Source organism: Micrococcus sp. 63XJN7_6_ISO-PGPR-S23-444 (assembly GCF_058072765.1).
Genome location: NZ_CM176516.1, coordinates 1,818,683 through 1,832,045, shown reverse-complemented (window position 1 = coordinate 1,832,045; position 13,363 = coordinate 1,818,683). Strand labels below are relative to the sequence as shown.

Here is a 13,363-nt window from a genome sequence, read left to right as displayed (position 1 = left end):
CACGACGCGAAGGACCCCGTCATGCTGAAGCGCCTCCTCCCCATGGCCGGCCACACCCGTGGCAACCGCTCCGCCGTCACGTGCGAGCTCAAGTGCGGCAACGCGTGCGCCCACCCGGTGCCCAACACCTCGGCGAACCCGACCTTCCAGCAGATCGCGGAGACCGCCATCTCGCGCCGCTCCGCCCTGGTCGGCGGCACCGGTCTCGCCGCCGCCGTCGTCATCGGCTCCCAGGTGGCCCAGGCCCCCGAGGCGCTCGCGGACAACGGCCGGCGCCCGACCGGCGGCGGCAAGCTCCCCTTCGAGCCCATCGCCCCGGTGACCCGCACCGTGGACACCATGACCGTGCCGGAGGGCTACGACTGGGGCACCGTGATCCGCTGGGGCGACCCGCTGTTCGCCGACTCCCCGGAGTTCGACATCGAGCACCAGACCGGTGCGTCGCAGGCCGCCCAGTTCGGCTACAACAACGACTACCTGAACATCATCACCGACGGCGGCAACGACCGCTCCGGCTACCTCGTCTCCAACCACGAGTACACCAACGAGAACATCATGTTCTCCCCGGAGTACGTCGCCTCGAACTTCGAGGACGTCGTCAACGTCGGCCTCCAGGCCCACGGCCTGTCCATCGTGGACCTCAAGCGCGCCAAGCGCGGCGCCCAGTGGGAGTACGTCCGCGGCGGCCGCCGCAACCGCCGCATCACCGGCACCACCGAGTTCGAGGTCCGCGGCCCGGCCGCCGGCCACGCGCTGCTCAAGACCGTCGAGGACCCGACCGGCACCCGCGTGCTGGGCACCCTGAACAACTGCGCCGGCGGCACCACCCCGTGGGGCACCGTGCTCTCCGGCGAGGAGAACTTCAACCAGTACTTCAAGGGTCGCGGCACCGCCGAGGAGAAGCGCTACGGCATCTCCGCCTCCGCCACCCGCCGTGGCTGGGAGAAGGTCCACGACCGCTTCGACCTGACCAAGCCCGGCTACGAGAACGAGGCCAACCGCTTCGGCTGGGTCGTCGAGATCGACCCCGAGGACCCCACCTCCACGCCCGTGAAGCACACCCTCCTGGGCCGCTTCAAGCACGAGGCCGGCACCGCCGTGATCTCCCCGTCCGGCCACGCCGTGGTCTACTCCGGCGACGACGAGCGCCACGACTACCTGTACAAGTTCGTCTCGGCCGAGAAGGTCCGCGAGGGCGACAAGAAGCACAACATGCGCCTGATGGACAAGGGCACCCTCTACGTGGCCAAGTTCTCCGGCGACTCCCCGGCCGCCCAGATCGACGGCAGGGGCACCCTGCCCTCGGACGGGGCCTTCGACGGCTCCGGCGAGTGGATCGCCCTGGCCGACGAGAAGACGTCCTTCGTCCCGGGCATGTCCCTGGCCGAGGTCCTCGTCTACACCCGCCTCGCGGCAGACAAGATGGGCGCCACCAAGATGGACCGTCCGGAGGACGTCGAGACCAACCCGGTCACCGGCAAGGTCTACGCGGCCCTGACCAACAACACCAAGCGCACCGCCGTGGACGAGGCCAACCCGGTCATCGGCAACCGCGACGGCCACGTCATCGAGATCACCGAGCGGGGCGGGGATCACACCTCCACCACCTTCACCTGGGTCATCCTGCTGCTCGCCGGCGACCCGGCGGTCTCCTCCTCGGCCTACTTCGCCGGCTACCCGAAGGAGAAGGTCTCCCCGATCTCCTGCCCGGACAACCTGGCGTTCGACTCCGAGGGCAACCTCTGGATCTCCACCGACGGCCAGCCCGGCACCATCGGCTACGCCGACGCGCTGCACAAGGTCACCCTCGACGGCGCCGAGCGCGGCCGCGTCCAGCAGTTCCTCGCTGTCCCCCGCGACGCCGAGACCTGCGGCCCCGTGATCCACGACCGCGACAACTCCGTGTTCGTCAACGTCCAGCACCCGGGCGAGGACGGCACCTGGGGCGCGCACACCTCCTACTTCCCGGACTTCCTGAGCCCGACCGGCCCGGTCCAGGTGGGCGACAAGGTCGCGGCCCCGCGTCCGAGCGTCGTCCAGGTGTTCAACGCCACCGGGAACAACGGCATCGGCAAGGGCGCCGGCAAGGAGAAGGGCAACAAGGGCAAGGGCAACAACGGCAAGGGCAACGGCAAGGGCCCGAAGGGCTGACCCCCGCCTCCGCGAGGACCCTCGACGAGGCCGTCACGGCCGGCGCCACCGCGTCACCGTGGCGGCCTCGCCGCGTCCGGGGCCCGTCCGCGCCCGGGCCTAGACTGGTGGCCACCATGACCTCCGTCGACTCCCTCTCCGTGGCGCGCGCCGTCGCCACCGCCCTGATCGACGCCGGCATGCGGGACGCGGTGGTCTGCCCCGGCTCCCGCTCCGCCCCGCTGGCCTACGCGCTCGCGGCCCTCGAGCGCGCCGGCGAGGTCCGCCTGCACGTGCGGGTGGACGAGCGCTCGGCCGGCTTCCTCGCCCACGGGCTCTCGCTGGCCTCGGGGCGCCCGGTGGGCGTGCTGACCACGTCGGGCACCGCCGTCGGGAACCTGCTGCCCGCCCTGATGGAGTCCTTCCACGCCGGCACGCGCGTGATCGCGCTGACCGCGGATCGTCCGCCCGAGCTGCACGGCACCGGCGCAAACCAGACCACGGGCCAGAGGGATGTGTTCGGCACGCACGTCCGCCATGCCGCCTCCCTCGGCTGCGAGGGGGCCGACGGCGTGGACGCCGAGCAGCATCTGCGCCACGTGCGGGCCACCGTGCGCCGGGCCCTGCTGGCGGCCGAGGGGGTCGTCGCCGAGACCGGTCCCGACGACGGCGGGCCCGGTCCGGTGACGATGGCAGAGGCCCCGGCCGGACCCGTCCATTTGAACCTGCACTTCCGCGATCCGCTCGTGCCGAGCCCTGAGGAGGCGGCCGCCATGGGCGCCGCCGCCGCGGTGCCGCACGCCCCTGTTCCGGCCGTCGCCCCGTCCGGCGCGAGTCCGGCCCCCGCCGCCGCGTCGGCCTACCGGGCACCCGGGGCGGTGCTCTCGGGTCTGCCCGAGCTGGACGTCGCCCGCCTGGACCAGCGGCGCACCGTCGTGCTGGCCTGTCACGGCGCCGGCCCCGCGGCCGCCGCCTTCGCGCTGTCCCTGGGCCTGCCCCTGCTGGCCGAGCCGTCCTCGAACGCGCGGTTCTCCGCCAACGCCATCGCCGCCTATCCGCTCCTGCTGGGCGCGGCCGGCGGGCGCGACGCGGACGCACACCCTCTGGCCGCCCGCATCGAACGGGTCGTGCTGTTCGGCCGGCCCACGCTCACCCGGACGGTCAACGCCCTGCTGGCCCGCCCCGACGTCGCCACGGCCCTGCACGCCCCCGAGCCCGCACCGTGGTTCGAGCCGGGCCGGCGCCGGGAGACGCCCGTGGAGACCCTCGAGGAGCTCGCCGCCTTCGCCGGGCAGGGCGAGCCCGGCTGGCTCGCCGCGTGGCAGCACGCCTCGATGCGCGCCCAGGCCGCCGTGGAGGACGTGCTCGTCACCACCGACGCCGGCGACCGGCTCAGCCCGCAGACGGTGGCGCACGTGAGCGCCGCCATGGTCCGGGGCCCGCTCGTGCTGGGCTCGTCCTCGGTGATCCGGGACGTGGACCTGACCTGGCGGCCCCCCTCGGCGCCGGACGCGGAGGTGTACGCCAACCGCGGGCTCGCCGGGATCGACGGGACCGTCTCCACGGCCGCGGGCGTCGCACTGGCGCGCGGACGGCGGACCGTGGCCCTGCTCGGCGACCTCACCGCCCTGCACGAGGCGGGCGGCCTGCTCGTGGGCCCCACCGAGACCGAGCCGGACCTCGACCTCGTGGTCGTCAACGACGACGGCGGGGCGATCTTCGCGAGCCTCGAACACGGGGCCGTGGCCGAGGCGCCCGGCATGGCGGACCCCGTCGAACGGCTCTTCGGCACCCCGCACGGCGTGGACCTGGCCGCCCTGGCCGCCGCGTACGGCGTCCCGCACACGCGGGTCACCGACCGCGTCGACCTCGTCCGAGCCCTCGCCGACCCGGTACGGGGCCGGCGCCTGCTCGAGATCCGCTGCGACCGCGCCGACCGCCCGCGCGTCGCCGCCGCCCTGGCCGCGGCGGTGCGCGCCACGTTCCCGCCGGCGTGCCCCGTCCCGGACCCCGCGCCGGACGCCGGCCCGGCCCCCGCCCCGCCCACCGCCGAGCTCGCCGCCGAGGAGGCCCCCCAGTGACCGACACGCCGACGTCGCCCGCGCCCGACTCGACCCCCGCCGTCGTGCGCCGTGCCGACGTGCTGATCTCCGGCTGCGGCCCCGCCGGCGCCACCGCCGCCGCCCACCTCGCCGCGGCGGGGCTGGACGTGGTGGTGCTCGAGAAGACCGCGCACCCGCGTGAGAAGGTCTGCGGCGACGGCCTGACCCCGCAGGCGGTCCGGGAGCTGCAGCTGCTCGGCGTGCCCCACCGGGGCGAGCCCGGCGACGACGGCGGCTGGCGCGTCATCCGCGGCCTGCGGCTGCGCGCGGGCGAGCGCAGCGTGGACGTGCCGTGGGCGCCCACCCAGACCTGGCCGGACTACGCGCTCACGCGCACCCGCCGCGATTTCGACGCCCTCCTGGCGGACCTGGCGCGCACCCGCGGCGCCGAGGTCCGCGAGCGGCACGCCGTCACCGGCGTCGTGCGGGACGAGGCCGGACGCGTGGTCGGGCTGGACGCGGAGCTGATCGCGCCGAACGGCCGCAAGACCGGGGAGACCGCCCGCTTCACCGCGCCGATCGTGCTCGCGTGCGACGGCGTCTCCGCCCGTGCCGCCGTCTCCGCGGGCCTGCACCGCCGCGAGGACCGGCCCATGGGCGTGGCCGTGCGGGCCTACTACACCGCCGGCGCCGCCGTCGACGGGGCGATCCCCGCCCCGCCCGGCGACCGCGGGGAGTGGATGGAGTCCTGGCTGCGCCTGCCGGATGCCGAGGGCAACCCGCTGCCCGGCTACGGCTGGCTGTTCCCGCTCGCGGACGGCACCGTGAACGTGGGCCTGGGCATCCTGGACACCTCCCCGCAGTTCGGGAAGCTGGACTACCGCGGGCTGCTGAAGTCCTGGACCGGGGCGCTCACCGCGGACTGGGGGATCGCCGAGCAGACGCGCACCTCGCGGATCCTCGGCGCCGCCCTGCCGATGGCGTTCAACCGCACCCCCCAGCACGTGCCGGGCATGCTCCTGGTGGGCGACGCGGCCGGCATGGTCTCCCCGTTCAACGGCGAGGGCATCGGGTTCGCGATGGAGGCGGCCCGCCTGGCCGCGGACCTGGCGGTGCAGGCGCACGCGGCCGGGACCGACGGCGCCGCGGACGCGATCCTGTCCCGTTACCCGGTGATCACCCAGCACCTGTGGGGCCGACACTTCGCCCTCGGCGCCCGGTTCGCCCGCCTGATCGGCGATCCGCGCGTGATGAAGGCGGCACTGGGCGCCGGGATGGCCGCACCCCCGCTGCTGCGGGCCGCGGTGAAGGTCATGGGCAACACGGTGGACGCGCGGGGCGGCGACGCCGTCGACCGGGCCGTCCGCGTGCTCGAGGCGCTCACCCCCGCGCTGACGACCGCGGGCGGCGCGCCGTTGGGTAGGCTTGCCCGGTGACCACCGCAGACCCCGGCTTCGCCCTGCCCTCCGGCTTCGAACCCCTCGCCGAGCACGGCCGTGTCCTGGAGGTCGTGCTGACCGCGCTCGAGCAGGTCGAGGAGCAGCTGGACAGCGCCCTCGGCTTCGACGACCTCTTCTCCGACACCGCCGCCCACCACCTGCTGGCCGCCGGCGGCAAGCGGGTCCGTCCGGTCCTGACGGTGCTCGCCTCCCTCCTGGGCGACCCCGCCCTGGCCTCCGGCGAGGTCGCCGACGTGGACGCGCCCGCCCGCCAGGCCGCCGTCGTGATGGAGCTGACGCACCTGGCCACGCTGTACCACGACGACGTGATGGACGAGGCCCCCGTGCGCCGCGGCGCCCCCGCCGCCCACCGGCTGTGGGGCAACTCGGCGGCGATCCTGGCCGGCGACCTGATCTTCGCCCGCGCCTCCCAGCTCATGGCCGAGCTCGGCCCGCGGCCCGTGCAGATCCAGGCGGACACCTTCGAACGCCTCGTGCAGGGCCAGCTGTGGGAGACCCGCGGCCCGGCCGAGGGTGCGGACCCGATCGAGCACTACTACGCGGTGCTCTCCGGCAAGACCGGCTCGCTGATCGCCGCGGCCGGCATGCTCGGCGCGCTGCTGGGCGGAGCCGACGAGGCCGCCGTCCAGGTGATGCGCGCCTACGGCGAGAAGGTGGGCCTGGCCTTCCAGCTCGCCGACGACCTGATCGACCTCACCGGCGACGCCGAGCGGATCGGCAAGGTCCCCGGCACGGACCTGCGCGAGCGCGTGCCCACCCTGACCACGCTGCTGCTGGCCCGCGCCGCGCAGGGCGAGGGGCCGGAGGCCGAGGACGCCCACCGGGTGCGCGCGCTCGTGGACGGGCCGCTCGACTCGGACGAGCAGCTGGCCGCCGCCGTCGCCGCGCTCACGGGCCACCCCGCCATCGACGAGGCGTGGGCGATCACCCGTGACTGGGCGGAACAGGCGAAGCAGGCGCTCACCCCGTTGCCGGACTCCGCCGTGAAGGCGGCGCTCGAGGCGTTCGCCGACTACGTGGTCGGGCGCTCGGCCTGACGCCGCGGTCGGAGGCGTCGCCGCCTCGATCCGGGGCGGCCGCTCAGTCCAGGCGGGTCGGGGCGGGGTCCAGCGCGGCCGCGAGCTCCCGCGCCTTGCGGGCGCGGACCTCCGGGGCCACCGGGTGGCGCAGCTGCCGGTAGAGCATGTCCCCCTCGAAGCGGGGGAACACGTGCAGGTGGTAGTGCCACACGTGCTGGTTGCCGGCGGGCTCGTTGTGCTGGCGCGTGGAGACCCCGTCCGGGGCCCACGCGCGCTTCATGGCCAGCGCCACCTGCTGGGCCATCAGGGCGATGCGCTGCAGCGCGCGCGGGGGCAGGTCGTAGAGGTTCTCGTAGTGCTCGGCCGGGCAGACCATGGCGTGGCCCTCGTGGTCGCCGAACCCGTCCACGGCGATCAGCACGAGCAGGTCCTCGTCCTGGTAGACGGTGTCCCCGAGCTCGCACCGGTTGCCCGGGTCGGAGACGTCGCCGGCCACGAGCCCGCAGAACGGGCAGACGTAGTCGTCCGGGGCGTGGGAGACCGGGGCGGGCGTGGTCACCGGTCCAGCCCCTCGCCGTCGTCCTCGGGGTCTTCGAAGGTCCACGCGAGCAGGTCCGTCAGGAACTCGCTGAAGGTGCCGCCCTCGTCCTGCCACTCGCCCTCGGGCGCGTCGGCGCCGGCGGAGCGCCGCCACACCAGCGGGTCCGGCAACGCCAGGTTGTCCACCGGCAGGCCCCACACGACCGTCTCGTCCGCGTCCTCCAGGAACATGAGGAAGCCGTCCCGCACCTCGAGGTCTTCGGGGTCCCACACGTAGTGGTCCGTCTCCATGAGGTCGCCGCAGTTGCCCAGGGCGAGGTAGAACTCGCGCAGGGCGGCCGGGATCATGAGCCCGGCACCGAGCTGCTCCGCCGCGGGGGACTGGGCCAGTCGGGCGTCGACGTCGGCCGGGGAGAGGCCGTCGTCCTCGGCCCAGGCGTCGCCCAGCAGGTCCGGGACGAGCCGCTGGAAGGCCGGGAGGTACACGGGGGCGGGGGGCTTGGCGGGCATGTCGTCAGTCTAGGCGTGCGCGCCCTGCCCGGCCCGGACCGCCCGACGCTGCAGGCGGGAGGCGTTCAGCTGGTCGAGGGTGAAGACCGCCAGCGAGAGCCAGATGAGCCCGAAGCCCGCCCAGCGGGCCGCGGGCATCTGCTCGCCGAGGACCGTGACCGCCACGAGGAACTGCAGGATGGGCGCCGTGTACTGCAGCATCCCGAGCGTGGTCAGCGTCAGGGAGCGGGCCGCCGCCGAGAACAGGATGAGCGGAACGGCGGTGAGCACGCCGAGCCCGGCCATGAGCCAGAAGTGGCCGGGCCCCTCGGTGACGGTGGTGAGCAGCCCGGCCTGCGCCAGCAGCACGCTGCCCACCACGAACACGGGGATCAGCACCACGGTCTCGGCGGTCATCGCGGTCACCGCGTGCACGGGGGAGGGGAAGCGCTTCTTCACGAAGCCGTAGAGCCCGAACGAGGTGGCCAGCCCGAGCGCGATCCACGGCACCTGCCCCATCGCCGCGGACATCACGACGACGGCGGCCACCGCGATCCCGACGGCCACCCACTGGCCCCGCCGCAGCCGCTCCCCGAGGAAGAGCACGCCGAGCAGGACATTCACCAGCGGGTTCATGAAGTAGCCCAGCGACGCCTGGAGCACGTTGCCCGTGGTGACCGAGACCGCGTACAGCAGCCAGTTCACCGCGATGATTCCGGCGGCCAGACCCGTGGTGCCCCAGCGGCCGGGCGTGGCCAGCGCCGTCCCCAGCTCGCGCAGGCGGCGCATCACGGTCAGCAGCAGCAGGCAGAAGATCAGGGCGAAGCCGATGCGCACCACCACGATCTCCAGGGCCCCGGCGGGCGCGAGCACCGCCATGTAGAGCGGCAGCAGGCCCCACACGAAGTAGGCGGTGAAGCCGAGGGCCAGCCCACGCGGGTCATCGGCCGGGGCGGGGGAGACGGTGGGCAGGGCGCCGGTGTCGGGGGCGGCGCCGTCGGGGGTCACGCCGGGCCGGACAGCGGGGGAGGAGGGGCTCACGCGGACCACTGTACGGTCCGGGTGAGCACTCTCACCCAGGTTCCTCCCGGTCACGGCGGTAGACTGGGGGGTCGATCCCGCGCGCCGGTGCCGGGCCTTGCCCCGCGCTCCGCCGGCGTGCCCCGCCGTCGTCGAAAAGGACCCACCCGCCGTGACCGCTCGCCCTGACCGCCCGTTGCGCATCGCCATCATCGGTGCCGGACCCGCCGGGGTGTACACGGCGGACATCCTGACCAAGGAGGAACGGGACTTCCGTGTCAGCATCGACCTGTTCGACCGGTACCCGGCCCCGTTCGGTCTGATCCGCTACGGGGTGGCCCCGGACCATCCGCGCATCAAGGGCATCGTCACCGCGCTGCACAAGGTCATGGACCGCGGGGACATCCGTTTCCTGGGGAACGTGGACTACGGCACGGACCTGAGCCTGGCGGACCTGCGTCGGCACTACGACGCGATCGTGTTCTCCACCGGGGCTGTGCGCGACGCGGCCCTGGACGTGCCCGGCGTCGAGCTGGCCGGCTCATTCGGTGGCGCGGACTTCGCGTCCTGGTACGACGGGCACCCGGATGTGCCGCGGCACTGGCCGTTGGAGGCCACGCAGGTGGCGGTGATCGGCAACGGGAACGTGGCCCTGGATGTGGCCCGGATCCTGTCCAAGCATGCCGAGGACCTGTTGCCCACCGAGATCCCGGACAACGTGTACCGGGACCTGGCCGCTTCCCCGGTCACGGACGTGCACGTGTTCGGTCGGCGCGGGCCGGCGCAGGTGAAGTTCACCCCGCTGGAGCTGCGGGAGCTGGCGCACTCCCGGGATGTGGACATCGTGCTGTACGAGGAGGACTTCGACTTCGATGCGGCCTCGGAGAAGGCGATCGAGGAGAACAACCAGGTCCGCACCATGGTGGGCACGTTGACGAACTGGCTCATGGAGCAGGAGGACCGTCAGCAGAGCGCCTCGCGTCGGCTGCACCTGCATTTCCTGCAGGCCCCCGAGGAGTTCCTGGACGAGGACGGCGACGGCCGGGTGGACGGCCTGCGGATGCGCCGAATGGAGCTGGACGGTTCCGGTGGGGTCCGCCCGACGGACGAGACCGTGGACTACCCGGTGCAGGCGATCTACCGGGCGGTGGGCTACTTCGGTTCGCCCGTGGAGGGGGTGGAGTTCGATGAGGTGCGCGGGGTGATCCCGAACGCGGAAGGCCGGGTGCTCGACGCGGACGGTGCCCCCGTGCCGGGCCTGTACGCCTCGGGGTGGATCAAGCGGGGCCCGGTGGGGTTGATCGGGCACACCAAGGGTGACTCCCTGGAGACGATCAAGCATCTGATCGAGGACGAGCCGGGGCTGTGGACGGCCCAGGAGCCGTCGGAGGAGTCCGTGATCGAGCTGCTCGAGTCCCGTGAGGTCCCGTACACCACGTGGGCTGGTTGGCATGCTCTGGATGAGCATGAGAAGTCCTTGGGTGCGCAGGCGACGGAGGCCGGGCCGGTGGCGCGGGAGCGGGTGAAGGTCGTGGACCGGGAGGAGATGACCCGCATCTCCCGCGACGGGGCCTCCGTCCCGACCGCCTGATCCGGGGCGGGCCCTGGCCGCCCCGGCGCTAGGCTTCCGGGGTGGCCCGCCTCCTCCTCGACATCACCCCGCTGCGGGTCTCACCCGCCTACCGGCGGCTGTGGCTCGGCAACACGCTCGCGTACGTGGGCACGCAGCTCACGCTCGTGGCGGTGTCCCTCGAGGTGTTCGCCCTGACCGGCTCCTCGTTCGCGGTGGGCCTGCTCGGCCTCGCCGCGCTCGTGCCGCTCGTGGTCGCGGGCCTGTACGGCGGCGCGATCGCGGACCGGCACGACCGCCGCCGCGTCGCGCTGACCTCCTCGGCCGTCATGTGGCTGACCACGGTCGGCATCGCCGCGCAGGCCTGGGCCGGGCTCGAGTCGGTGCCGGTGCTGTACGCCCTCGTGGCCCTGCACTCCGGCGCGTCCGGCATCAACCAGCCCACCCGCGGCGCGATCATCCCCGCGCTCGTGGGCCTGCCGCTCGTGCCGGCGGCGAACGCGCTGAACATGATGACGTTCTCCGTGGCCCTCATGGTCGGCCCCGTGCTGGGCGGCGTGCTCGTGGCGGCGGTCGGCTACGCGTGGACCTACTCGATCGACGTCGTCACCTTCCTGGCCGCCCTGTACGCCGTGTGGCGGCTGCCGTCCCTGCCGCCGCAGCAGGCCGAGGCCGCGGCCGCCTCGGGCACGCGCGGGGGCCTGGCCTCGGTGGTCGAGGGCCTGCGCTTCCTCGGCTCGCGACCGAACCTGCGGATGACCTTCCTGGCGGACATCGTGGCCATGACGACGGCGTTCCCGCGCGCCCTGCTGCCCGCCATCGGCGCCGTGGTGCTCGGCGGGGGTGAGGCCGCCGTCGGGGTGCTGCTGGCCGCGATGGCGGCGGGCGCGTTCCTCGCGGGGCTGTTCTCCGCTCCGTTCACCCGCCTGCATGCGCAGGGCTGGGGCGTGTACGTCTCGATCCTCGTGTGGGGCGGGGCGGTGGCCGCGTTCGGCGGCGTGGTCTGGTGGGCACAGTCGCTGCCCGACGGCGATCCCCGCCTCACGCTCGCGTTCGCCCTCGCCGCGCTGTGCATGGCGGTGGGCGGGGCCGCGGACTCGCTCTCCGGCGTCTTCCGCGGCTCGATCCTGCAGTCCGCGACCCCGGACCACCTGCGCGGCCGGCTGCAGGGCGTGTTCGTCGTCGTGGTGGCGGGCGGGCCGCGCCTGGGCGAGCTGATCACCGGCGGTGCGTCCGTGGTCCTGGGGGAGGGGCCGACCCTGCTGGCCGGCGGTGTGCTGTGCATGCTCGGCGTGAGCGCGCTGATGCGGTGGCAGCCCGGCTTCCTGCGCTACGACGCCCGGAACCCCACGCCCTGAGCAGGCGCGGGGTTCCGTGGCGGTGGCGAGGCGGGAGGCTGCGAGCCAGCGAGCGCCGGGGATCACCAGGGAGCGCCGAGCCCGACGTTTCTGCCCGTGAGCCAGATGATTCTGCTGCAGATCGGGCCGCGAGACCGCCGAAACGTCTGGCTCGCGGCGGCCTGAGCCGCCCTCCGCGGGAGCCACCACGACGACGGCGGCCGGCGAGTCAGCGGTCGCGGCCGGCCTGGAGCGTGGCCGGGACCGCGCCACCCAGGCGCGTCCAGTGGCGGACGAGGTCCTCGTCCGGGGCCGCCTGGAGCGTCTCGCGGGCCGCCTCCTCCGCCTTCTTGATGCGGCGCTCCAGACTCTGGTCCGCGCCCTCGTAGGCGGCCGCGTGCCGGTGGGAGCGCAGCGATCCGACGTCCTCCGTGCGACGTTCCACCACCGCGAGCTGCTCGGCGATCGCGTCCTGGTTGGCGCGCTGGGCCTTCAGGTTCGCGGGGGCGAGCACCTGGGCCACGAACCCGTGGTCGAGGAGGAGGCCCCGCGGGGCGGCGACGCCGTGACGCAGCGCGAGGTCCACATGGTCGTCGAAGGTCAGGAGCATGGCGGCCTTGGCGAACTTCAGGTCGTCGACCGGGCGGCCGTCCACGCGGGCCCGGGCCCGCGCCCGGCCGATCGTGGTGTCGGCGGACCACACGGCCCCGCGAGGGTCGATCAGGTACAGCATGGGGACTCCTGGTGGGATCGGAGGGGAGGCGGCGTGCGGATCAGCGGAAGTTCACGAACTGCAGGTCCGCGTCCTCGAAGTCCTTGAGCATCGCGATGACCGACTGCAGGTCGTCGCGGGACTTGGAGGACACGCGCAGCTCGTCCCCCTGGATCTGGGCCTTGACGGACTTGGGGCCCTCATCGCGGATCAGCTTGGTGATCTTCTTCGCGGTGGGCTGGTCGATGCCCTCCTTCATGGTCGCCTCGATGCGGTACTCCTTGCCGGAAGCGAACGGGGCGCCGGCGTCGAGGGACTTGAGGGAGATGCCGCGCTTGACGAGCTTGGACTCGAACACGTCCTTGACGGCCTTGACGCGCTCCTCGGAGGAGGCCCTCATGAGGATCTTCTCGCCGGAGAAGTCGATCTCGGCGCCGACGCCCTTGAAGTCGTAGCGCTGGGCGATCTCCTTCTGCGCCTGGTTCAGGGCGTTGGACACCTCCTGGCTGTCCACCTTGCTGACGACGTCGAACGTGGAATCGCTGGCCACGGGTGCTCTCCTTCAGGGTCTGCGGACGGGGTGCGCCCGTCGACGACGGCCACTGCGGGGCCGCGCCGGGCGCTCTGCGGGCCAGCCTACCGGGGACGGCGGACGCGGTCCCGGGCCGATTGGCGGCGTGGCGCGGGGATGCTGTACAGTCGACTCTCGCCCGGCCGGTGCGGTCGTCCTCGAGACGCCCGGCAGCCGCCGGGTGGCACGGCAGATTTCCCGAGCGGCCAAAGGGGGCTGACTGTAAATCAGCTGGCATTGCCTTCACTGGTTCGAATCCAGTATCTGCCACCGGAACGAAGACCCCGGGACCACACGGTCCCGGGGTCTTCTGCCGTCCGGGGCCGTGGCACCCCCCGTGTCCCCGCCCCGGGAGGTGGCGGCCTCCCGCCAGGCGACGTAGCCTGCCTGTGGTCCGTGTCACACCCGATGCCCTGTGCGGTCCGGTGGCGGCACGGCCCTGCATCGTGACGCCGTGCGGCGTCGCCCGACCA

The 13,363-nt window shown here is 73.7% G+C and carries 11 protein-coding genes and 1 tRNA gene; 7 read left to right on the top strand and 5 right to left on the bottom strand.

Annotation, left to right across the window (positions count from 1 at the left end; all coding sequences use genetic code 11):
* The first annotated feature begins 21 nt into the window (after window positions 1-21).
* The 4 genes from AC3RJ9_RS08415 to AC3RJ9_RS08400 all read left to right on the top strand — a co-directional run bounded on the left by AC3RJ9_RS08415 (window position 22) and on the right by AC3RJ9_RS08400 (window position 6,669).
* On the top strand, window positions 22-2,151 hold the full coding sequence (locus AC3RJ9_RS08415) for a PhoX family protein (protein WP_174233337.1): 2,130 nt from the start codon (window positions 22-24) through the stop codon (window positions 2,149-2,151).
* Window positions 2,152-2,267: 116 nt separating this feature from the next.
* Entirely contained in the window at window positions 2,268-4,211 is a 1,944-nt protein-coding gene (menD, locus tag AC3RJ9_RS08410; RefSeq protein ID WP_095346401.1) for a 2-succinyl-5-enolpyruvyl-6-hydroxy-3-cyclohexene-1-carboxylic-acid synthase, read from the top strand.
* A complete protein-coding gene (locus AC3RJ9_RS08405) occupies window positions 4,208-5,608 on the top strand; it encodes a geranylgeranyl reductase family protein (protein ID WP_095346300.1) in 1,401 nt (466 codons plus the stop codon). Before menD ends, AC3RJ9_RS08405 begins: the two co-directional genes overlap by 4 nt.
* Window positions 5,605-6,669 (top strand): polyprenyl synthetase family protein, encoded by a 1,065-nt coding sequence (locus tag AC3RJ9_RS08400; protein ID WP_036337060.1) that lies wholly within the window; start codon window positions 5,605-5,607, stop codon window positions 6,667-6,669. The genes AC3RJ9_RS08405 and AC3RJ9_RS08400 overlap by 4 nt, the downstream gene beginning before the upstream one ends.
* A 43-nt stretch (window positions 6,670-6,712) precedes the next feature.
* On the opposite strand, the gene AC3RJ9_RS08395 is transcribed toward AC3RJ9_RS08400, so the two are convergent.
* The 3 genes from AC3RJ9_RS08395 to rarD are packed head-to-tail and all read right to left on the bottom strand — an operon-like array spanning window position 6,713 to window position 8,730.
* Window positions 6,713-7,210, bottom strand: coding sequence for an HIT family protein (locus tag AC3RJ9_RS08395; RefSeq protein ID WP_036337071.1), 498 nt, complete (start codon window positions 7,208-7,210; stop codon window positions 6,713-6,715).
* A complete protein-coding gene (locus AC3RJ9_RS08390) occupies window positions 7,207-7,701 on the bottom strand; it encodes a hypothetical protein (protein ID WP_036337079.1) in 495 nt (164 codons plus the stop codon). The genes AC3RJ9_RS08395 and AC3RJ9_RS08390 overlap by 4 nt, the downstream gene beginning before the upstream one ends.
* A 9-nt stretch (window positions 7,702-7,710) precedes the next feature.
* Window positions 7,711-8,730, bottom strand: coding sequence for an EamA family transporter RarD (gene rarD / locus AC3RJ9_RS08385; protein ID WP_044659539.1), 1,020 nt, complete (start codon window positions 8,728-8,730; stop codon window positions 7,711-7,713).
* A gap of 142 nt (window positions 8,731-8,872) precedes the next feature.
* On the opposite strand from rarD, the gene AC3RJ9_RS08380 reads away from it, so the two are divergent.
* A complete protein-coding gene (locus tag AC3RJ9_RS08380; RefSeq protein WP_206495895.1) occupies window positions 8,873-10,291 on the top strand; it encodes an FAD-dependent oxidoreductase in 1,419 nt (472 codons plus the stop codon).
* Between the two features lie 41 nt (window positions 10,292-10,332).
* Window positions 10,333-11,628: an MFS transporter gene (locus tag AC3RJ9_RS08375; protein WP_036383922.1), complete on the top strand. Its 1,296-nt coding sequence runs from the start codon at window positions 10,333-10,335 to the stop codon at window positions 11,626-11,628.
* Window positions 11,629-11,836: 208 nt separating this feature from the next.
* Here AC3RJ9_RS08375 and AC3RJ9_RS08370 read toward each other — a convergent pair whose 3' ends face one another.
* Together AC3RJ9_RS08370 and AC3RJ9_RS08365 are read right to left on the bottom strand one after the other, a co-directional pair.
* The gene (locus AC3RJ9_RS08370) at window positions 11,837-12,340 is read right to left on the bottom strand and encodes a hypothetical protein (protein WP_036383920.1); all 504 of its coding nucleotides are present in this window, start codon (window positions 12,338-12,340) and stop codon (window positions 11,837-11,839) included.
* 40 nt (window positions 12,341-12,380) lie between these two features.
* Window positions 12,381-12,869 carry a YajQ family cyclic di-GMP-binding protein gene (locus tag AC3RJ9_RS08365; RefSeq protein ID WP_036383893.1) on the bottom strand — a complete coding sequence of 163 codons (489 nt, stop codon included), beginning with the start codon at window positions 12,867-12,869 and terminating at the stop codon, window positions 12,381-12,383.
* A 209-nt stretch (window positions 12,870-13,078) separates the two neighbouring features.
* On the opposite strand from AC3RJ9_RS08365, the gene AC3RJ9_RS08360 reads away from it, so the two are divergent.
* A tRNA-Tyr gene (locus AC3RJ9_RS08360) sits at window positions 13,079-13,160 on the top strand.
* Window positions 13,161-13,363 lie beyond the last annotated feature (203 nt).

What these genes read in the sequence shown, in the direction of transcription:
- AC3RJ9_RS08390 (WP_036337079.1), bottom strand. Translation starts at nt 7,701, where the DNA reads ATGCCCGCCAAGCCCCCCGCCCCCGTGTACCTCCCGGCCTTCCAGCGG.
- menD (WP_095346401.1), top strand. Translation starts at nt 2,268, where the DNA reads ATGACCTCCGTCGACTCCCTCTCCGTGGCGCGCGCCGTCGCCACCGCC.
- AC3RJ9_RS08415 (WP_174233337.1), top strand. Translation starts at nt 22, where the DNA reads ATGCTGAAGCGCCTCCTCCCCATGGCCGGCCACACCCGTGGCAACCGC.
- AC3RJ9_RS08370 (WP_036383920.1), bottom strand. Translation starts at nt 12,340, where the DNA reads ATGCTGTACCTGATCGACCCTCGCGGGGCCGTGTGGTCCGCCGACACC.